This window comes from Nonomuraea sp. NPDC059023, assembly GCF_042740095.1.
Taxonomy (GTDB): Bacteria; Actinomycetota; Actinomycetes; order Streptosporangiales; family Streptosporangiaceae; genus Nonomuraea.
Map to the genome: position 1 here is coordinate 145,810 of NZ_JBHYIO010000017.1, position 18,865 is coordinate 164,674.

Annotated in this window: 18 protein-coding genes; 5 read left to right on the top strand and 13 right to left on the bottom strand. The window is 71.3% G+C overall.

The genetic code is table 11. The features are described from left to right. Positions 1 to 124 precede the first annotated feature (124 nt). The 4 genes from ACFWYW_RS28010 to ACFWYW_RS28025 form a co-directional block, all read right to left on the bottom strand. Positions 125 to 610: a helix-turn-helix transcriptional regulator gene (locus ACFWYW_RS28010; RefSeq protein ID WP_379614975.1), complete on the bottom strand. Its 486-nt coding sequence runs from the start codon at positions 608 to 610 to the stop codon at positions 125 to 127. Positions 611 to 804: 194 nt separating this feature from the next. After that, the gene (locus ACFWYW_RS28015) at positions 805 to 1,758 is read right to left on the bottom strand and encodes a response regulator transcription factor (protein WP_379614977.1); all 954 of its coding nucleotides are present in this window, start codon (positions 1,756 to 1,758) and stop codon (positions 805 to 807) included. Between the two features lie 162 nt (positions 1,759 to 1,920). Further along, complete coding sequence (locus tag ACFWYW_RS28020) at positions 1,921 to 2,283, bottom strand: DUF5130 family protein (RefSeq protein ID WP_379614979.1); 363 nt, start codon at positions 2,281 to 2,283, stop codon at positions 1,921 to 1,923. 4 nt (positions 2,284 to 2,287) lie between these two features. Then, complete coding sequence (locus tag ACFWYW_RS28025; RefSeq protein WP_379614981.1) at positions 2,288 to 2,578, bottom strand: hypothetical protein; 291 nt, start codon at positions 2,576 to 2,578, stop codon at positions 2,288 to 2,290. Between the two features lie 54 nt (positions 2,579 to 2,632). Between ACFWYW_RS28025 and ACFWYW_RS28030 the strand changes: the two genes are divergently transcribed. Beyond that, positions 2,633 to 4,132, top strand: a complete 1,500-nt coding sequence (locus ACFWYW_RS28030; protein ID WP_379614983.1) for a serine/threonine-protein kinase — start codon at positions 2,633 to 2,635, stop codon at positions 4,130 to 4,132. On the opposite strand, the gene ACFWYW_RS28035 is transcribed toward ACFWYW_RS28030, so the two are convergent. Beyond that, positions 4,129 to 4,824 carry a winged helix-turn-helix domain-containing protein gene (locus ACFWYW_RS28035; protein WP_379614985.1) on the bottom strand — a complete coding sequence of 232 codons (696 nt, stop codon included), beginning with the start codon at positions 4,822 to 4,824 and terminating at the stop codon, positions 4,129 to 4,131. The two genes, ACFWYW_RS28030 and ACFWYW_RS28035, sit on opposite strands and share 4 nt — an antisense overlap. A 55-nt stretch (positions 4,825 to 4,879) precedes the next feature. Next, positions 4,880 to 6,286: an amidase gene (locus ACFWYW_RS28040; RefSeq protein ID WP_379614987.1), complete on the bottom strand. Its 1,407-nt coding sequence runs from the start codon at positions 6,284 to 6,286 to the stop codon at positions 4,880 to 4,882. A gap of 191 nt (positions 6,287 to 6,477) precedes the next feature. On the opposite strand from ACFWYW_RS28040, the gene ACFWYW_RS28045 reads away from it, so the two are divergent. Next, a complete protein-coding gene (locus ACFWYW_RS28045) occupies positions 6,478 to 7,260 on the top strand; it encodes a nuclease-related domain-containing protein (protein ID WP_379614989.1) in 783 nt (260 codons plus the stop codon). Here ACFWYW_RS28045 and ACFWYW_RS28050 read toward each other — a convergent pair. Further along, the gene (locus ACFWYW_RS28050) at positions 7,187 to 7,945 is read right to left on the bottom strand and encodes a TetR/AcrR family transcriptional regulator (protein ID WP_379641100.1); all 759 of its coding nucleotides are present in this window, start codon (positions 7,943 to 7,945) and stop codon (positions 7,187 to 7,189) included. The genes ACFWYW_RS28045 and ACFWYW_RS28050 overlap by 74 nt on opposite strands. A gap of 73 nt (positions 7,946 to 8,018) precedes the next feature. On the opposite strand from ACFWYW_RS28050, the gene ACFWYW_RS28055 reads away from it, so the two are divergent. Then, entirely contained in the window at positions 8,019 to 8,795 is a 777-nt protein-coding gene (locus ACFWYW_RS28055) for a thioesterase family protein (protein WP_379614993.1), read from the top strand. Here the strand turns inward: ACFWYW_RS28055 and ACFWYW_RS28060 are convergent, their stop codons facing one another. Next, a complete protein-coding gene (locus ACFWYW_RS28060) occupies positions 8,796 to 11,525 on the bottom strand; it encodes a hypothetical protein (RefSeq protein ID WP_379614995.1) in 2,730 nt (909 codons plus the stop codon). A gap of 121 nt (positions 11,526 to 11,646) precedes the next feature. On the opposite strand from ACFWYW_RS28060, the gene ilvD reads away from it, so the two are divergent. After that, positions 11,647 to 13,500 carry a dihydroxy-acid dehydratase gene (ilvD, locus tag ACFWYW_RS28065; protein WP_379614997.1) on the top strand — a complete coding sequence of 618 codons (1,854 nt, stop codon included), beginning with the start codon at positions 11,647 to 11,649 and terminating at the stop codon, positions 13,498 to 13,500. A 29-nt stretch (positions 13,501 to 13,529) separates the two neighbouring features. On the opposite strand, the gene ACFWYW_RS28070 is transcribed toward ilvD, so the two are convergent. The 4 genes from ACFWYW_RS28070 to ACFWYW_RS28085 are packed head-to-tail and all read right to left on the bottom strand — an operon-like array spanning position 13,530 to position 17,090. Continuing rightward, complete coding sequence (locus ACFWYW_RS28070) at positions 13,530 to 14,033, bottom strand: hypothetical protein (RefSeq protein WP_379614999.1); 504 nt, start codon at positions 14,031 to 14,033, stop codon at positions 13,530 to 13,532. Further along, positions 14,030 to 14,461 (bottom strand): nucleotide exchange factor GrpE, encoded by a 432-nt coding sequence (locus ACFWYW_RS28075; RefSeq protein WP_379615001.1) that lies wholly within the window; start codon positions 14,459 to 14,461, stop codon positions 14,030 to 14,032. Before ACFWYW_RS28075 ends, ACFWYW_RS28070 begins: the two co-directional genes overlap by 4 nt. Beyond that, on the bottom strand, positions 14,458 to 15,975 hold the full coding sequence (locus tag ACFWYW_RS28080) for an Hsp70 family protein (protein WP_379615003.1): 1,518 nt from the start codon (positions 15,973 to 15,975) through the stop codon (positions 14,458 to 14,460). The genes ACFWYW_RS28075 and ACFWYW_RS28080 overlap by 4 nt, the downstream gene beginning before the upstream one ends. Continuing rightward, the gene (locus tag ACFWYW_RS28085; RefSeq protein WP_379615005.1) at positions 15,975 to 17,090 is read right to left on the bottom strand and encodes a hypothetical protein; all 1,116 of its coding nucleotides are present in this window, start codon (positions 17,088 to 17,090) and stop codon (positions 15,975 to 15,977) included. The genes ACFWYW_RS28080 and ACFWYW_RS28085 overlap by 1 nt, the downstream gene beginning before the upstream one ends. A 124-nt stretch (positions 17,091 to 17,214) precedes the next feature. On the opposite strand from ACFWYW_RS28085, the gene ACFWYW_RS28090 reads away from it, so the two are divergent. Further along, entirely contained in the window at positions 17,215 to 17,928 is a 714-nt protein-coding gene (locus ACFWYW_RS28090) for a hypothetical protein (protein WP_379615007.1), read from the top strand. On the opposite strand, the gene ACFWYW_RS28095 is transcribed toward ACFWYW_RS28090, so the two are convergent. After that, entirely contained in the window at positions 17,914 to 18,864 is a 951-nt protein-coding gene (locus ACFWYW_RS28095; RefSeq protein WP_379615009.1) for a hypothetical protein, read from the bottom strand. The genes ACFWYW_RS28090 and ACFWYW_RS28095 overlap by 15 nt on opposite strands. Position 18,865 lies beyond the last annotated feature (1 nt).

The following is an 18,865-nucleotide window of genomic DNA, read 5'->3' on the forward strand; positions in this document are numbered from 1 at the left end:
CAGCTTCAGTTTTTTATAACCCACCCCCCCCCCCCAACCCACCTGGGGCGTCTTTGGCCCCCCCCCCCCCACCTTCCCCGGGGGGGCCCCGGCGGGGGGGTGGCGGGGCCACCACGGGCTGGGGTCAGGCGACCTTGCGGCGCTGGAACGGGAGGAAGCGGTCGGCCAGGTGGGGGCGGGACGGGGTGAGCGTGGGTTCGACGGCCAGGACGCGGTCGAACCTGAACGCCCGGATGCCGCGCCGCATCCGGCACACTCCCACGAGGTACCAGTACTCCCGGTGGACCAGGCAGGTCACCGGCTCCACGTCGCGGATCGTCACGTGGCCGGAGGCGTCCTGGTAGTGCAGGCGGATCATGAGGCGGCTGGTGATCGCGTCGGCGATGACGCGGGCGCGGGAGGCCACGTCGGAGGGCAGGGGATCGGTGAGCGTGGCCAGCGTGGTGGCGATGACGTCGTCGTCGAGGTCGAGGTGCTCGAAGACGTTGCGCAGGCCGCGCCGGGCGGTGACGGCCTGCGGGCCGGCTCCCAGGTGCGCGAGGGAGAGGGCGAGGGCGGCGATTTCGGCGGTCGTCAGCGGGCGGGTGTGAGACTTCACATCGATACCCATACCCAAACACTAGCTCCTGGCACCGACAATTTTCGAAAGCCTGTGCGGACTCCCGCCCCGCCCATCCCGGTCGCGCGGTGCCCCCGGTGGGTCCGGGCGTGCGCGCCGACCCTCGGCCGTCTCCGGAATCCGGACGGGGTGCGCGGGTGGTGGGTTCCGGCCGGCGAGAGAGGGGCCGTGCCGTACACCGGATGTCAGATCCAGCCCTTACGGCTGGCAGCCACACCGGCGGCGAAGCGGGTTTCGGCGCCCAGGGCGCTCATGGCCACCGCGATGTGCCGCCGGACCGTGCGGACGCTGATCCCCGTCTCGTGCGCGATCTGCTCGTCCGTCTTGCCCGCCGCCAGTTGCAGCACCACCCGGCGCTGGGCCCTGGTGAGGGGGATGTCCTCGCCTTCGGCGTCCACCGAGTCCCGCCACATGAGGTCGAACCAGTCCGCCAGCATCCTCAGCAGGTCGGGCGAGGTGACGAGGAGGGCCGGCAGGCCGGTCGCGGTGGCGGCGACCAGGGCCATCGCGTCGTCGACCAGGATCATTTTGGTGGGGATGGCTCTGCGCATCCGTACCGTCTCACCGGCCACCGCCGAGTCGCTCATCAGCCGCCGGCCCCAGGGGACGTTGCTGTAGGCGGCGTCGTACAGGCCGAGGTAGCGGGCGCCGCCCTCCAGCGCGGCCGGGGGCGGGAGGAGGAGGCGGTGCGGCGTCGGCTCGGTCTCGAAGGCGACGGTGAAGGCGGCGCGGACGAGGCGGGTCCCGGCGGCGTACAGTTCCACGGCCTTGGCGGCGGCCTCCGCCATCGTCGGGATGACCTGGACGCCGCTGATCGGCGCCGAGGCGGGGTGGTCGTCCTGGGCGCCCCAGCGACCGGCGAGCGCGCGCCAGCCGGCGGCGAGGCGGGCCTGCCGGCCGGTGAGTTCGGCGTGTTCGCGGTCGAGGAGCGTGCGGAGGGCGGCGGCGATGCCGACCGGTCTGAGCAGGGCGTCGCCCTCACCTCCGCGGAAGGCGACGCCCATCGAGAGCAGTTCGAGGGTCTCCGGGGCCTGTCCGTCGACGTCCACGTCCAGCTCCAGCGCCCCGCTGGAGGTGAGCCGGTCGTAGAGCGCCTGTGCCTGCGGGCTCACCAGCCCGGCGAGGCTGTTCTCCGCCATCGGACCCTCCTATGGACGTGGGATCAGCCCCAGCCCACGCCGTCGTCGAACCACAGCATGACTTCCTCCCCCGTATCTATGTGGAACTTCCTGACATGTCCTTTGTAGGAGAAGCCGGGAAGGCGCACAGCCTGGAGGGTTTCAGGGGAGGCCGGGGATCGGTCAGCGGCGGGCGGTCGCCTGTTCGCCCAGGGCGGCGATGCCGTACAGAAGACCGCCGACCAGATCGCCCACGCTGAACGCGGTCGCCATCGACATCGCGGTCAGCCGGCAGGCCCCGTCCGACAGCCGCAGCCGGGCGCTCTCGCCGGTCACGATCTCCAGGGCCCTGCCCTCCAGGTCCACCAGGACGACCACGCCGTTGACGGCGTCGTCGCCCAGCGCCGCGTGCAGGCGTTCGGCGAAGTGGCGGCGCCCGCCGACGGGTCTGCCGAGGAAGACGCCGAAACGCAGCCCGCTGCGGCGTTCGGCGAGTTGGAGGGCCTGGCGCAGGTCGTCGGCCTGGGCCGCGGTCAGTACGCGCATCGTCTCACCATCCCGCCGTCGCCCCGCCGATGTTCCTGCCCGGTTCCGCGGTCTCGGCCGCGCCCACCCAGTCGACATCCGGCGTCTGCGCCCAGTGGGCGGCCCGGTCGGCCAGCACCAGGTCGGAGGTGCTGACGCCGGACTCACTTCTGGACGGCCCGCCGAGCCAGACCGGCCCCTCCGCCGCTCTGCGGGCGGTGCCGCGCCCCGGCGCCAGGACCAGCAGGCTGATCAGCACGAAGATGCCGAGGGAGGCCCCGATGAGGAAGCCGAGGATCTGCCACGCGCTGCTCACACCATGACCGTAATCCCGGTTCGGCTGCCCGGCCAGACCTCATATGAGAGAGTCATGAACCAAGATCCCCCACAAGAGGTCAAAACTGCTGTGGACACCCCAGAATCGATCGGTCGTTACCCGGTTGAGCGTGCCCTCGGTGCCGGCGCCTTCGCGTCGGTGTGGCTGGCGCGTGATGACCAGTTGCAGTCTTACGTCGCCATCAAGGTGCTCGCCGAGAACTGGTCGGTGGAGCCCGCGGTGCGGGAGCGTTTCGTCAAGGAGGCCAGGCTTCTGCGCCAAGCCGACTCGCCGCACATCGTCCAGGTTCATGATATTGGCGAGCTTCCGGATGGCAGGCCGTACTTTGTCATGACCTATGCGGACATGGGGACACTCGCCGGACGCCTCGCGGACGGACCCCTGCCCGTGCCGGAGACGCTGCGGCTGCTCGCCGAGATCGCCGGCGGGGTCGGCGAGCTCCACCAACTGGGCATCGTGCACCGTGACCTGAAGCCGTCCAACGTGCTGTTCCGCACGGCGACGGGTGGCGGCGAGCGGGCGATGGTGGCCGACCTCGGCGTCGCGCGGGCGCTCGCCGACGCCACGAGCCACACGATCGCCGCCGGCACGCCCGGCTACATGGCCCCCGAGCAGATGCGCCTCGACGGCGCGCCCGACGAGCGCGCCGACGTGCACGGGCTGGGGGCCCTCGCCTATCACCTGCTGACGGGCCAGGTTCCGGGCTCCGGCGCGGTACGGCTGGCGCCGCACCGCCTGCGCCCCGAGGTGCCCGAGCGGATCAGCGCGGCGGTGATGAAGGCCATCGACCCCGACCCGGATCGGCGCTGGCGGAGCGTGGCCGACTTCGACGCGGCCCTGCGCGGCACCGAGCCGGACGTGCCCTCCGACCTCCCCGGCGACGACTCCGAGCCGAAGCCCGGGGAAACGGCCGCCAAGCCGCGTACGCCACCGGGCAAGGCGCTGCTGGCGGGCGGCACGGCCCTGGTGCTCGCGGGCGCGGTCGTGGCCGTCATCCTGACCCGCGGCGGCGGCCCCGAGCAGCCGCCCGGCACCGGCGGCACCACCCCGAGCGCGGCGGCCCAGCCGCACAACGACCTGCGCGACGACGCCCCGGTGCCCCAGCAGTACCGCCAGATGATCGTCGAGGCCGGAACCTGGTGCGCCGACGTCAAGGGCCTCTCGCCCGCGCTCATCGCGGCGGTGCTGAAGGTCATGAGCGACTTCGACCCCGACCTGACCGACAAGGAGAACGACGAGTTCGGCATCGCCCGCTGGACCCCCAGAGTGCTGCGGCACTGGCAGCCGTACGGTCTCGCCCAGCCCGAGCCGCGCCCGCCGTACAGCGTGGAGCTGTCCGTGCAGTCCATGGGCCGCTTCTTCTGCGCACTCGGGCCGCAGATCTCCAACATCAAGGGCGATCCGGCGGCCAACCTGGCCGCGCTCTTCCTGTCCGGCGTGGAGCCGATGAAGCGCTCCAAGGGCATCCCTTCGTTCACGAAGGAGCGAGTAGACCTGATCATGAAATATCGGGGCGAATACCAGAAGAGCTAAGGCAGCAGCCGCAGATCCGTGTCGATCACCAGGTTGAAGCGGAGCGCCAGGTTGATCAGGGCGGCACGCTGCCAGTCGGCCTTGCCTCCCTCGTCGGCCTGCTTCACCCGCAGCTTCGTCCTGGCCAGGTAGTCGATGTGGAAGTTGGCTCCGCTCCTGGTCAGGCCGTGTCCCGACAGCCGCTCGATGAGCTGCGGCACCGTCGGCACCACGGTGCTGGACGGGTCGCGCAGCCGGGGCTCGCAGAGCGCGACCAGGATGAGGAAGTACTTGGCGGTCCGGTCCAGCGGGAAGACGCCCATGGTGGTCGCCCCCGATCCGGCGACGGTGGCGGCCTTGCCGTACACGTGCTCGGGGGCGAAGACGAGGAAGCCGGTCGTGCCGTGCTCGGCGGGAAGGATCACCCGCGAGAACTCGAACGGCACCGGCATGCCCATCCGCTGCGGCGGCACCTTGACGAACTCGCCGCCGCCCTCGGGGTTCTCGACGACGTAGGTGCGGTCGGTGGTGAGGTTGGCGATCAGCCAGTAGTCGTCGACGGCGGTGATGCGCCCGGCCATGCGCGACACGGCCCGGTCGGCGATCACGATGTCCACCGGGACGTCGTCTGCGCCGCGGCCGAACGTGGCGGATTCACCGGGATTGAGCTCGGCCGCCACGGCCGTGTCGGTCTGGATGAGAACGGTGCGCATGGCCATGGTTGTAACGTCCTCGCCCTCTGTGCGGCCATCTGTAAGGTTCCAGGGTTTACCAGACCTCGGGCCGCCGATCACCCCAGAATCCGCCCCGGTACGCCTCGACCTGGGCCGACAAGGAGATCAAAACCCCTTCCTCCCCGGTACGGCCGGCCAGCATGACCCCGATCGGCAACGCGTCCTCGGTCCAGTAGAGCGGCAGGTTCACCGCCGGCTGCCCGGAGACGTTGTAGATCGCCGGGAAGGCGGCGAAGCGCTTCATCCGCTCGAACGTCAGCTCGGGGTCGTCGCCCTCCTCGAACCAGCCGACGGGCCGGGGCGGCAGGGTGACGGTCGGGGTGAGGACGGCGTCGTAGGCGTTGGTGACCGTGAGCGCGATCCGCGTGGCGAGCTGGAGCGCCGACTGCGCCTGGAGGAAGGACGGCGCCGGGGTGGCGAAGCCGCGCTCGCGCAGCCATCGGGTCAGCGGCCTGAGCGTGTCCTGCCGGTCGTCGGCGACCGGATGCATGCAGGCGAAGGCGTACCAGAGCGTCACGAACTGCGGCACCAGCTCGGGCCCGAACGGCGGCGCGATGTCGACGACCTCGTGCCCGAGCGCGGCCAGCGTCTTCGACGCCTCCTCGTAGGCCGCCATGACCTCGGGGTCCACCTCGGTGCCCGGCACCACGGGCTCGGCGTAGCGGGCGACGCGCAGCCGTCCCGGCTGCCGGGTGGCGCACTCCAGGAAGGTGCCCTCCTGAGGCGGGGCGAGGTAGAGGTCGCCGGGGTTGTTGTGGGCCATCACGTCGAGCAGGGCCGCGGCGTCGGCGACATTCCGGGCGATCGGCCCGTTGGTCGACATTCCCGCGAGGTCAGGGATGATCGGGGCGAAGCTGATGCGGCCGCGGGTCGGCTTGATGCCGAACAGGCCGCACACGGAGGACGGGATCCTGATCGAGCCCGCGCCGTCGCTACCCTGCGCCAGGGGCGCCAGACCGGCGGCCACGGCGGCCGCCGCGCCGCCGCTCGAACCGCCCGCCGAGCGCGTGAGGTCCCACGGCGTCCGGGACGGGGGTGACAAATATGTCTCTGTGTAGCAAGGGAGTCCGAACTCGGGCGTCGCCGTCTTGCCGAGCATGACCGTGCCGGCCGCGCGCAGCCGTTCGACCACGGTGTCGTCGACCGGCGCGACGAAGCCCTGGTAGCTGCCCGATCCGAACATGATCGGCACGTCCTTGACCAGATTCAGGTCCTTGATCGGCACCGGGACCCCGGCCAGCGGGCCGTCGGGCAGGGCCTTCTCCAGCGCCCGTGCCTGGGCGATCGCCCGCTCCGCCGTGACGGTGACGTACGCGCCCACCTCGGCGTCGAGACGGTCGATTCGATCAAGGTAATGACGGGTCAGCTCGACCGGCGACAACTCGCCGTTCCTGATCGCTTTGCCCTGGTCAAGCGCCGAGAGATCGTGAATCGCACTCACACTACTGAACAGTAGGGATCTCTAGCAGAGAATGTAATAGATACCCGGAAATCGGACGGGGAACACGATGACCTGGGCCATAAAAGTATGGACGCCCTAACACTAGGAAACCCGACGATCAGCAAGCTACCTTGAGTTACGTGGACTCCGACCTCCAGCGAGAAGACGGTCACAATACGTCACCGATCTGGGTGAGCGACAGGCCGGAAGATGAGGCCCCCGCGGCCAAGAAGTCGCCGGCCGCGACGCCCGCGTCGACGTATGCCCCCATCGAGCGCGCCTCGGTGCGCGCGCTGCTACGGCAGCCTCGATATCGCCGCCTGCGCAACCGCGCGCTGCTGGCGATCGGCGTCGGCGTGGTCGTCGGGATCCTCGTCCGGGACTGGCGTATCGGCGTCACCGCGGCGATCGTCGCGGCCATCGCCGACACCGTCTACCGTGCCCGATCCGCCTCGACCGTGCCCGCCTGGCGCCGTTCCTCCGTGGCGGAACGCCGTACGGAAGGCCAGCTCAAGAGACTCGAACGCAGCGGCTACCGCACGCTCCACGCCCGCGCGATCCCCGGCAGCGAGGCCCAGATCGACCACCTGGTCATCGGCCCCACCGGCATCTACGCGGTCGACTCCGAGAAGTGGGACAAGCGGCTGCCGGTACGCGTGCAGATGGGCAAGAAGCTCTTCCACGGCCCCTTCGACATGAAGCCCAGGATCACCGAGGCCAAGTTGGAGGCCTCGCAGGCCGGCGAGCTGATCAGCAAGGCCTTCGGCCGCGAGATCGCCGTCGTGCCCTCGCTGGCGATCTACGGGCCGCCGGTGCCGTGGAAGGTCATGACCATCCGCGGCGTCGACGTCTACGAGGGCACCAGGGCGCGCAAGTGGATCACGAAGCGGGAGCACGCGCTCACCCAGGAAGAGATCGACCGCCTGTACGAGATCGCCGAGAGCGTCCTTCCTCCTCGCTACGGCGACGGCTGAGGCGTTCGGCCAGTTCGTCCAGGTCCCCGGCCAGCTCGGCGCTGGCCGGGATGCCTGTCTCCGGCACCCGGGACAGCATCGCGCTGCCGAAGCCCGCCACGATCACCGCCTGGTCGACCAGTTCGTCCACGTCCGGCCACGGGAAGCCCGGCTGCGCCAGCACCAGCGCGACGCACCCGTGCATCGACGACCACAGCGTGAGCGCCAGCCGCCTCGGGTCGCCGCGCAGGATGCCCGACTCCACGCACCGCTCGACGACGGCCACCATGCCCCCGAAGCAGGCCGCCGCCGCCTCGGGCACGGCCGCCGCGGTCTCGGGCGCGGCGGCGCGATCGCTCGGCGGCGGCTTCATGAGCAGCACCCGGTACTGCACGGGATGCGCCAGCGCGAAGCGCGCGTAGGCCCGGCCGCAGCGGCCGAGGGCGCGGAACGGGTCGCCGTGGTCGTTCTCGCGGAACAGGCGGGCCAGCTCGTCCCAGACCCGCAGGCAGACCGCCTCCAGCAGGGCTTCCTTGTCGGCGAAGTGCAGGTAGACGGACGGCGTCGAGATGCCGGCGCGGGCGGCGACGGCTCGCAGGGTCAGCGCCTCCTCGGTGCCGGACTCGGCCAGCAGGTCCTCGGCTGCCCGCAGGATGTCCTCGCGCAGGAGCGCTCCTTCGCCGCGCCGGGCTCTGGTCCTGGTCATGCATCTCACATTGACGTTGTTAAGTTAACGATGTCAACCTGAGCGCATGGCGATATTTCGGGATGCGACCGCTGTGACCCCCCAAACCGGCGGATACGCCGCCACCCTCGACCCCCAGTGGGCCGTGGGCACCAAGCTGCACGGCGGCTACCTGCTGGCCGTCCTGGGCCGCGCCGCGGTGGCCGAGGCCGGCGCCGGGCACCCCCACGTGACCGCCGTCAGCGGCGCCTTCATCGAGCCGCCCGGCTTCGGACACGCCGAGGTGAGCGTGACCAGGCTGCGCGTGGGCAAGAGCGTCGCCCAGGTGCGCGCCGACCTGTCGCAGGAGGGCAGGCCGCGTGTCTCCGCGCTGATCACGCTGGGCCGCCTCGACGACTCCGATCCCTGGTGGACGGCCTCGGAGCCGGTGGACCTGCCGCCCGAGCAGGAGTGCTTCCTGTCGCCGGTCGACCCGCCGGGCGCGCCGTTCCCCGTGCCGCTGATGGGGGTGGTCGAGGAGCGCATCAACCCCGGGCACCTCGCCTTCGCGTTCGGGCAGCCGAGCAGGAAAGGCGTGATCGCCACCTGGCAGCGCCTCGGCGACGGTTCCGACTGGGACCCGCTCAGCCTTCTCGTGGCCCTCGACCCGGTGCCGCCGGTCACCTTCGACCTGGGGCTGCCCGGCTGGATGCCCACGATCCAGCTGTCGGCCTACATCCGCCGGCTGCCCGCGCCGGGGCCGGTCCGCGTCAAGCTGGAGGCCACCGACGTCGGCGGTGACCGCATCGACCAGGTCGCCCACGTCTGGGATGACAAGGGGCGCCTGGTGGCCCAGTCCACCCAACTGGCCGCGGTCCGGTTGCCCGCCTGATCACCGGTACTTCTCCGCCACCTTGGAACACCAAGGGCTCGACCCGGCGGGCGGGCCGCAGGAGCCCACCTGCTCGGGGCGTTCGGCGCCCTTGGCGCGCAGGATCAGCACGGGCTTGTCGCGCGGGTACTGCCGGGCCGTCCCGCCGCCGAAGTCGATGCCGCCCGTCGCCCCCTGGATCGCCGGGCCTGAGGCGGTGTGCAACATGCTGAGCTGCCGCCACACCGTGTACGAGTTCACCGGCACCGCGTGCCGTACCGGGCCGCCGAGCCGCCGGATCGCGGTGATCAGCGTCTCGGCGGCGTCGTAGGACAGGGCGGCGTGCCCGTCGAGCGTGCGCCCGGCGCCCGGCTCCTGGCACTCGAAGGTGAACGTGCGGAAGAGCTGGTCGTAGAAGTCGTGCGGCTGCGGCTGACCGCACCGGTTGGGCGCCACGGCGAACGACTGGTAGTAGAAGGGCACCTGGCCCACCTCGCCGCGCAGCCGTACGTCGGCGGCGTAGCGGGAGATGTCATCCCCGGCCAGGATGGTGGGCGGATTGGCCGGGCAGGTCTCGTTCACGCCCTTGATGAAGGACTGGAAGTCGGGGATGCCGCGCCCGGCGAAGTACACCAGGCCCTTCGCGTCGCACGCGCTCACCCCGGCCTGGCGGGGCTCGCCGGCGTAGGGGTGCTCGTTGGGGTCCTCGGGGCCGGGCTTGGGACTGCCGATGGGGGTGAAGCGCCGGTTGTCCACCGCGAACCCGGCCTCGGCTAAGCGCGCGGACACCTGCTTGCGCAGGTTGTCGCTGTAGTAGTCGCTGACGTCGTGGGAGTAGTAGACGCGGGCCCGCGCCGGCAGGCCGAGCGTGGTGGCGAAGGCGGCGGCGACCGCGGCCTGGCGCCTGTTCTGCGGCGCGACCTGGAAGTAGAACGGCGACTCCTCCACCAGCCGGTCGGCGGAGAGCGTCGAGGCGACCATGGGCAGCCCGGCCTTGCCGAGCGCGTGGATGGTGGCGACGGTCTGCCTGCGGCTCTGGTCGAGCCCGACGACGCCGACGATGGGCGCCTCGGCCTCGCTGGAGGAGACGAGCAGGCGGGCGATGGCCTCGCCGTACTGCATGCGACCGCCGCCGTTGGCGACCAGCAGCCGCACGATGGGCTCGCTGGCGCCGGAGGAGTCGTTCTGGTTCTTCTGCGCGATGGCCACGCCCGCCAGGCCCTCGCGCACCGCCGCGAGCGAGTCGCGGTTGCCCGAGGTGAGCGCGGCGAGATAGACGATCGTCACGTACGGCCGCGCCGCCTGCGCCTGATCGGCATGCAGGGTCGCGGCCCGCTGGTTCTCCTCGTGGATGCGCCGGTGAATCTGGGCGATCTCCGCGGTGCTCGGCGTGAACAGGTACCCGGGCTCGGCCACGCCGACGCACTCCGCGCCCATCAGTTGCCTGCCCGACTCCGCCCACGGCGTCCACAGCCCGGTGGCGCACGAGGTTCGCTGCCAGGCCACGGTCTGCCCCGCGTACGCGCCGGCGCCCGCGGCCAGCACGCTCCAGAACAACGCGATCGCCACCGGCGTGGACCACCAGGGCGGCTTCCTGGTGGGCGGCACCCAGAACCGGCTCGCGGTGCTGAGCACGACCGGGTCCTTCGGCAGGCCGGGCGCCCGCACGTCGAGCGGCTCGCGCAGCACCTGCAGCGCCGCGGCCCGCCCGGAGGCGACGAGCTCGCGCCGCCAGCGGATCAGCGCCGAGACCGGGTCCTCCTCCTCGGCGGTGGGCGGGTCCCCGCCGGGCAGGTAGGTCACCACCACGACCGGATCGAACGACTCCAGGTTGGAGCGCCGCTCCGCGATCAGCTCGACCAGTTCCCCGCCGTGCTCGTTGAGCAGGAGCAGCGGGTAGAAGACGTGCCCGGCGCCCCGTACGTGCAGCGGCGTGCGCCGGTACTGCCGGCTCAGGTCGTCGAGGAAGGCCGACAGCAGCAGCCGGTCGATCCGCCCGGAGTCGGCCGGGTCGAGGTCGGCCAGCAGCGCGGGCAGCCCGGCCTTGGCCGCGTCCTGGGCCAGCGCCGTCCGCAGCGCGCGCAGCCGGCCGCTGAGCAGGAGCGCCTTCCCGCTCAGCCGCCAGTCGTGCAGGAACGGCGGAGCCAGCCTGAGCAGGGCGTTGAACGGGAACGGCACGCTCTCGCCGCCCCGCTCGGCCGCCTCGATGCCCCAGCCCCAGCTACGGTCGACCGCGCGCAGCGCCTCGCGGGCCGCCTCCTCGGTGTCGGGACCGGCGTCGGCGTGCCGGGCCGTCCAGGCGGCCAGGACCTTCACCGTCATCCGGTAGCGCGGGAAACGCAGGCCGGGCATGCGCCTGAGCTTGCCGTCGGCCGAGGAGCGCCGCTCGGTGCCGGCGCTCAGGTCGGCGACGATCCTGGCCAGGATGACGGGCACGGTGTCGCCGGGCGCGATCTCGGGTTTGGAGCGGCGGATGCGGGTGGAGATCACCGGCCGTAACGCGATGGCGTCCCTGACCAGGAAGTCGGGCCAGTCGCCGGCGTTGCGCAGGCGCATGATCGGGATGCCGCGGCGGCCGGTGTGCTGGGGGCGTTCCTGGGGTTCCTCCTCCTGCCGCTCGAAGCCGGCCGGGACGTGCGGGGAGTCCTGCACGCCCTCCCCCCGGGCCGGTCGCCGGCACAGCCGGTCTATCGTGTGGATGAAGTTGCCGACCCTGGCCGTGAGGTCGGACTCGACGCGCCCCGAAGTCATGCGAACCTCGATAGCACCGTCGGTCGATCTTGTCACCGTTATCCCGAGCTGTGGACATGCGTCTCAGCTGTCGGGCGATAGCCGTACCATGTGAAGACTCACTCACGATGGGAGAAGCTCAATGCCCGCCCTCAGGTCACGTACGGTCACCCACGGTAGGAACATGGCCGGAGCCCGGGCCCTCCTCCGGGCGACCGGCGTAGCCGGGAGCGACTTCGGCAAACCGATTATCGCGGTGGCCAACAGCTTCACCCAGTTCGTGCCGGGCCATGTGCATCTGCGCGAGGTCGGCGACGTGGTCGCCGGGGCGATCAGGGAGGCGGGCGCGATCCCGCGGGAGTTCAACACGATCGCCGTCGACGACGGCATCGCGATGGGCCACGGCGGCATGCTCTACTCGCTGCCCAGCCGCGAGCTGATCGCCGACGCCGTGGAGTACATGGTCGAGGCCCACTGCGCCGACGCCCTGATCTGCGTCTCCAACTGCGACAAGATCACGCCGGGCATGCTGCTGGCCGCGATGCGGCTGAACATCCCGACCGTCTTCGTCTCCGGCGGTCCCATGGAGGCGGGCAAGACACCCGGCAAGAAACTCGACCTCATCGACCCGATGATCGCCTCCGCCGACGACAGCGTCTCCGACGCCGAGCTGCTGGAGATGGAGGAGAACGCCTGCCCGACCTGCGGTTCGTGCTCGGGCATGTTCACCGCCAACTCCATGAACTGCCTCGCCGAGGCGATCGGCCTGGCCCTGCCCGGCAACGGCACCATCCTGGCCACGCACAAGCGGCGCGAGCAGCTCTTCAAGGACGCCGGCCGCACGATCGTCCAGCTGGCCAAGCGCTACTACGAGGACGACGACGCCAGCGTGCTGCCGCGCGCGATCGCCACCCGCGAGGCCTTCGAGAACGCGATGGCGCTCGACGTGGCCATGGGCGGCTCCACCAACACGATCCTGCACATCCTGGCCGCGGCCCGCGAGGGCGAGGTCGACTTCGGGCTCAAGGAGATCAACGAGATCTCGCTGCGGGTGCCGTGCCTGTGCAAGGTGGCGCCGGCCACGAACAAGTACCACGTCGAGGACGTCCACCGCGCCGGCGGCATCCCGGGCATCCTGGGCGAGCTCGACCGCGCCGGGCTGCTCCACCGCGACGTCCCGACGGTCAACGGCGGCACGATCGGCACGCTCATCGAGGAGTGGGACCCCGTCTCGCCGACGGTCACGCCCGAGGCCGTCGAGCTGTGGCACGCCGCGCCCGGAAACGTGCGCACCGTCAAGCCGTACTCCCAGGACAAGCGCTGGGACGACCTCGACCTCGATCGCGCGGAAGGCTGCATCCGCGACCGCGAGCACGCCTACAGCGCCGACGGCGGCCTGGCCGTGCTCTACGGCAACATCTCCCGCGACGGCGCGGTGGTGAAGACAGCCGGCGTGGACGAGTCGATCTGGAAGTTCTCCGGCCCAGCGGTGGTGTTCGAGTCGCAGGACCAGGCGGTCGAGGGCATCCTCGGCGGCAAGGTCAAGGCGGGCGACGTGGTGGTCATCCGCTACGAGGGCCCCAAGGGCGGACCCGGCATGCAGGAGATGCTCTACCCGACCTCGTTCCTGAAGGGCAAGGGCCTCGGCAAGGTCTGCGCGCTGGTCACCGACGGCCGCTTCTCCGGCGGCACCTCGGGGCTGTCGATCGGCCACGCCTCGCCCGAGGCGGCGGAGGGCGGCGCGATCGCGCTGGTGGAGGACGGCGACATCGTCGACATCGACATCCCCGGCCGCCTGCTGGAGCTGCGCGTGCCCGAGGCCGAGCTGGCCGCCCGCCGCGAGCGCCTGCTGGCCGAGCTGGGCGGATACCGCCCGCGCGACCGCAAGCGCGCCGTCAGCGCGGCGCTGCAGGCCTACGCGGCGATGACCACGTCGGCCTCGACGGGCGCCTCGCGCGACCTGACGCAGCTGTCGTCACATCTCGGCCAGCGGTAGCGAGGCGAAGCCCGGCACCCGCTCGGGAATCACCGGCTCGCCCTTCGAGGTCGGCAGGGAGGGTCGTACGCGTCCACCTGGACCCGGCCGGCCGGCGTGGCCGCCACCGCCCTGAGCACCGTGGCCAGGACCAGGCCGGCGCCGCCGTCCCCCGCGGCGTACCAGCCCGCGGTGGGCAGGAGCGGGACGACGACCGGCACCTCGCCGCAGACGCCGACCCGCACATGTGAAGAGGCCGCGGTGCCGAGAGACCCCCACTCGGCCCCGGAGAAGGGCAGGCGGGCGAGGCCGGGCGCGAGTTCCGCGGTTGTGGCAGCCGCCGTCTCCCTCGCGCCGTCCATCGCCCGCCGCACCGCGGCCTGGATCCGGTGCCGTTCGGCCTCGGCCGTACACTCGGCCCGCCGGACGGCTTGTTGCCGGTCGCGTTCCGCCCCGAGCTGCGCCTCGGCCGCGACCTTCCTGGCCACGGGCGCGTAGGCGCGAAAGGCCGTGACCAGTCCCCTGATCGCGGCCTCGCGATGGGCGACGCTCACAGGGCCACGACCACCCTGGCCGGCCTGAACACCCAGCCGTGCCGCGCGTACCCGCGGTTCCACACCTCGAGGATGGTGCCCGGCTCGCTGCCCTCCTCCGGGCGGGCGGCCGCCGCCTCGTGCGTGGCGCGGTCGAAGCCGGCGTCGGTGGGCACCTCGCGGATGCCGTTGGCGGCGAGTAGTTCGAGCAGTTCGTCCCTGATCTCCAGGGCGAGCTCCTTCTCGCCCTCGTGGCGGTCGATCCGGTCGATGACGGTGGCCACGCCGAGCACCAGCGGCAGCTGCAGGTCGCGGAAGAGCGCGCCCTCCGCCTGCTGGATACGGCGGGCCTGCTCCTCAAGGAGCTTGCGCTTGTCCAGGTCGTCGGACAGGCGCCGTTTGAACAGGTCGGTCAGGACGTCGAGTTTCTCGGACAGTTCCTCACTCATAGGATCTCCAGGTCGCGCATCGCGTTGCGCATCTGCTCGACGGCGTGGGCGCCCAGGTTGTTGTCCCGTTGCAGCTCGACGGCGCCCAGCGACTGCCCGGTCGCGCCCAGGAACACCTCGGCGTGCACGACGCCGTCGATGTCGTAGGCCATGACCACGCGGATCTCGGCCTCGTCCGGCAGGCCGGGCGGCAGCATCAGCTCCGTCGACTTCAGGACCGTCACGTAGCGCAGGTCCTCGTCGTCGCCCTCGGTCAGCTCGAAGTCCACCACCCGCTGGCCGGGCTGGACGGTGTAGAAGCTCTTCTCCCGTTTCACCGGGATCTTCGAGTTGGCCGGGATGATGATGGAGTTCTGCGCGATGTTGCGCTCGTTGAGCGCGATGGTGCCGAGGCTCTGCGAGGTCACGTCGCTGACCGCGACCGGGATGCGGGCGATCGCCCCGCCGGCCGCCGCGCCCAGCGTGTCGGCGTAGACGGCCGCGCCGAGCGCCACCGCCTCGTCCGGGTTGACGCCGATGTCCGGCACGCGGCCGGACATGCGCCGCACCATCGTGCTGACCATCGGCATCCGGGTCGAGCCGCCCACGAGCAGGATCCGGTCGATCTTGTCCCAGTCGACCCCGGCCTTCTCCATGACCTCCTCGACCGTCACCTCGGTACGGCTGAGCAGGCTCGCGGTCAGCTCGTCGAACTCCGCCCTGGTGACCGGCACCTGGAAGCCGCCGCCCTCGGCGCTGACCCGCACGATCGTCTGCGGCATGCTGGTCAGGCGCCGCTTGGCCTGCTCGCACTGGCCGCGCAGCTCGGCCTCGCCCTTGTCCGACTCGCGCACCTCCGGCCCGCCCTGCTCGCGGATGCGGTTGGCGACGTGGCTCATGAGCAGGTTGTCGAAGTCGAAGCCGCCGAGGTTGCGGTCGCCGCCGGTGGCCATGATGTCGAACCCCATGATGTCGGACGCGGTACCGGTCACCCGCATGATCGTCACGTCGAAGGTGCCGCCGCCCAGGTCGTAGACGAGGAAGACGCCGCTCTGCTGCTTGTTGAGCCCGTAGGCGATCCCGGCCGCCGTCGGCTCGTTGATCAGGCCGAGCACGTTGAGCCCGGCGATCTCGCCGGCGTCCTTGGTCGCGGTACGGCGGGCGTCGTCGAAGTAGGCGGGCACCGTGACGACGACGTCCCTGACCTCCTCGCCGAGCTGCATGGAGGCGTCGGCGGCCAGCCGCTTGAGCACCAGCGCGGAGATCTCCTCCGCCCGGTACTCCTTGCCGTCGGCGTCCACGTACGCCGCCCCCGGCTCGCCCATCTTCCGCTTGACGAACTCCACGCAGTCGTCGGGCAGCACGGCGGCCAGCCGCTTGGCCTCCACGCCGACCAGCGGCGTGCCGTTCTCGAAGACCACGACGGACGGCGTGAGCCGTTCGCCCTCGCGGTTCTCCAGGATCTCGGGGGAGGGCCCGCGCACGACGGCCGTGGCCGAGTACGTGGTGCCGAGGTCGATGCCGATGACCGCCATCAGCGCACCCGGACGATCTTGGCGTTGATGCGCCACTGCGGGAGGTAGTGGTTGCGGATCTGGAGGTGGATGCGCAGCCAGGCGACGCCGCCGCCGAGCAGCACGCCCAGGAAGAACCCACCGGTCCCCGCGTTGCTCAGGATGCCGACGATGACGAAGGCGATGACCGCCCAGAGGATCACGGTCTTGGTGATCTTCCAGGCGGTCACGCCGAACAGGTGCTTGGTCTCCATCGCGATCAAGTACTGTTCCTGGTCGGCGAGGCGCATCATGATCTGCTCGTCGTCGCTCAGCGTCCTGACCCGGTTCAGCACGATCCGGATCTGCGCGATCTCCTCGGCCGAGGTGATGTAGTACCCGTCATCCTGCTTGGCCACGGGGATCGTCTCGGCGTGCGCGAGCAGCACGTCGGCCAGGTAGTAGGCGGCCATACGCTTGTTGGAGCCGTGCAGGTGGAGCTTCTCCAGCACCGGGATGGCCTCGGTGTAGCGGCCCTGGTTCGCCAGGGAGCCGGCGATGCCCAGGTCGGCCTCCTCCGAGCCACCGGTCAGCCGGTTCACCTGCTCGTAGCAGGACAGCGCCCGGTCCCACTGCTCCAGCTCCTCGTAGACGCCGCCGAGCTCCAGTTGCCGGTCGGGGTTGGCCACGTCGAGCGAGGTGGCCTGCTGCGCCTCGTACAGCGCCTCGTTGAGGTTGCCCAGGCCCGCGTTGGCACGTGCCAACAGGCTCCAGACCTCGGCGGAGGCGCCGAGCGTGTTGCGGGCCTCGCGGGCGCAGTAGGCGGCGGAGTTGTAGTCGCCGACGGCGAGGTAGTCGCGGGCCTGCTGCAGCCAGTCGCCGCTCGCGGACGAGGCGGTGACCGGCGTCTGGGAGCCGCCGCCCGCGGCCAGGAACGCGTTGAGCTGGAGGTCGTAGCCCTGGCGCCGGGCGTCGTCGAGCAGGATCTCCCTGGCCTTGGTCAGCAGCGCCACCTTCTGCTCGGCCTCCTGCCGCTTGCTGAGGTCGGAGCTGTTGGTGCGCTTCTGCCACTGCCGGAGCTCGTTGGTGATCTTCTTCTTGATGACGTCGGCCGGGTCGTTACGCTCCGCGCCGACGATGGCGTAGTAGTTGTCCATGCCGCGTCTCCATGACCGGGGGATCTCCATGCTCGGAAGCCAGATCGCGGCCCGCCAGTGCTGTTGCGGCCAATGGCAAGAAGATGACGTTATGTCACGCGCGACGGCGGCCTATGCTCCGGTCGTGGAAGTGATCACGGTTCAGCGCGACTTCCAGGGCAGCACGGCCGTCGAGACCCGGCACCTGCGGCCAGGGGAATCGATCACCTTCGGCCGCGGCGCCGCCGGCACCCCGGTCGACCTGCCGCTCGACGACCCGGCCGTCTCGCGCGAGGCGGGGCTGCTGCGGGCGGTCAAGGACTACTGGGAGATCTCCAACCTGTCGCGCCGCTACGCCTACGTCGTGGAGAACCTGGAAGGCGGCGGATTCGTCCGGCTGTCACCGGGCACCGTCGACGCGCCGATCCCGTTCGAGACCGCCAGGGTTCGCGTGCCCGGCCGCCAGGACCAGCTCACCTTCCTCGTGCTGGCCCCGCTCAAACGCCGCCTGGCCACCGAACACGACCCCTGCGGCGCCACCGGCACCCAGCAGCCCTACCCGCTCGACCCCGCGGCCAAGTATTTCCTCGTGCTCGCCGCACTGTGCGAGCCTCAGCTGCGCGACCCCGCCCGCGACCGCGTGCCGAGCATCCCCGAGGTACGCCGGCGGCTGGCCGCCCTCGGACTGAGCCGCTCGGCCGTCAACTACCACGTGGACTTCCTGGCCGGCACGAAATTCCGGCTCCAGCCGCCCGGCCAGGGCGCCGGCGTCGACTGGAAGCCCCGCTCGATCGTCAAGCACGCGCTGCGCTTCGGCCTGATCACCCCCGCGCACCTGGTCCTGCTACCCCCGGACTAGCAGGCTCGCCACGTGATCGCTGACGCCCTTCAGCAGGGTCGCGGGCACGATCGGGTGGTCGGCGATCGCGGAGAACAACGAGGGCAGGCCCGGCAGCGGGAAGCCGTCGTCCTTCAGCGCCGCCGCCCCGACGTCGTTCTTGTCCAGCGCTCCCCGGCTGCGCTCCCACGCGTCGAGCACCTCCTCGGGGGAGGGCACGCCGAAGCCGTGGCCCACCGGGGCGGCGTGGCGCAGCCGTACCAGAGGGGTCTCGGCGAAGGCGAGCGCGCTGCGGGCGCGGGTGCCGAGCTCGCGGCGCGGCTCGGGAGCGATCCAGTCCATGGCCGTGCACGGCTTGCGGCAGGTGGCCACGCACACCGCGAGCGCGCCGGCGACCTGGCTGTGCTGGCGGTCGAAGTAGGCCCGCCAGCCCTCGGGCGGCTCACCGGCCACCCGCAGCGTACGGTTGGTCGCCGACTGCTCGGACTTGGTGTGGTCGCAGTCGCGGTCGCCGATCACGCCGAACCTGCTGCCGTCGGCGCTCAGCCCGTCCGGCCAGCGCGCCGGGTCGCCCGCGTGGCCCAGTTGCGGCTCGAAGGCCAGCAGCGGCAGGTACTCGCTGGCGATGTGCACGGCGGCGATCATCGGGCTCAGCTCGCGCCGGTGCCACCGGATCGCGATGACCTCCAGCAGCAGGCCGTAGGCGGGGCGCAGCGACTCCAGGGCGCCGCGCGGCGTCTCACGGGGCGTCTGCGGCATGTGGCAGGCCCGCGCCCGGCGCTTCAGGTCGGCCGGCACGCCCCGCGCCTCGACGGCGAAGTCCTCGGCGTCCAGGGAGAGCAGCCGCTGCCCGAACTCGCACACGGCGGCCACCTCCTCGTCCGAGGCGAGTGCTCCGAGGTCGGCGAAGGCATAGCGGCGGGCCAGCGCGACGAGCAGATCACGAGTCGTATCCACG

Bases quoted from the DNA above. Each gene is read 5' to 3' on its own strand.
- ACFWYW_RS28010 (WP_379614975.1), bottom strand. From the start codon at position 610: ATGGGTATCGATGTGAAGTCTCACACCCGCCCGCTGACGACCGCCGAA.
- ACFWYW_RS28015 (WP_379614977.1), bottom strand. From the start codon at position 1,758: ATGGCGGAGAACAGCCTCGCCGGGCTGGTGAGCCCGCAGGCACAGGCG.
- ACFWYW_RS28020 (WP_379614979.1), bottom strand. From the start codon at position 2,283: ATGCGCGTACTGACCGCGGCCCAGGCCGACGACCTGCGCCAGGCCCTC.
- ACFWYW_RS28030 (WP_379614983.1), top strand. From the start codon at position 2,633: ATGAACCAAGATCCCCCACAAGAGGTCAAAACTGCTGTGGACACCCCA.
- ACFWYW_RS28035 (WP_379614985.1), bottom strand. From the start codon at position 4,824: ATGCGCACCGTTCTCATCCAGACCGACACGGCCGTGGCGGCCGAGCTC.
- ACFWYW_RS28050 (WP_379641100.1), bottom strand. From the start codon at position 7,945: ATGACCAGGACCAGAGCCCGGCGCGGCGAAGGAGCGCTCCTGCGCGAG.
- ACFWYW_RS28060 (WP_379614995.1), bottom strand. From the start codon at position 11,525: ATGACTTCGGGGCGCGTCGAGTCCGACCTCACGGCCAGGGTCGGCAAC.
- ilvD (WP_379614997.1), top strand. From the start codon at position 11,647: ATGCCCGCCCTCAGGTCACGTACGGTCACCCACGGTAGGAACATGGCC.
- ACFWYW_RS28075 (WP_379615001.1), bottom strand. From the start codon at position 14,461: ATGAGTGAGGAACTGTCCGAGAAACTCGACGTCCTGACCGACCTGTTC.
- ACFWYW_RS28080 (WP_379615003.1), bottom strand. From the start codon at position 15,975: ATGGCGGTCATCGGCATCGACCTCGGCACCACGTACTCGGCCACGGCC.
- ACFWYW_RS28085 (WP_379615005.1), bottom strand. From the start codon at position 17,090: ATGGACAACTACTACGCCATCGTCGGCGCGGAGCGTAACGACCCGGCC.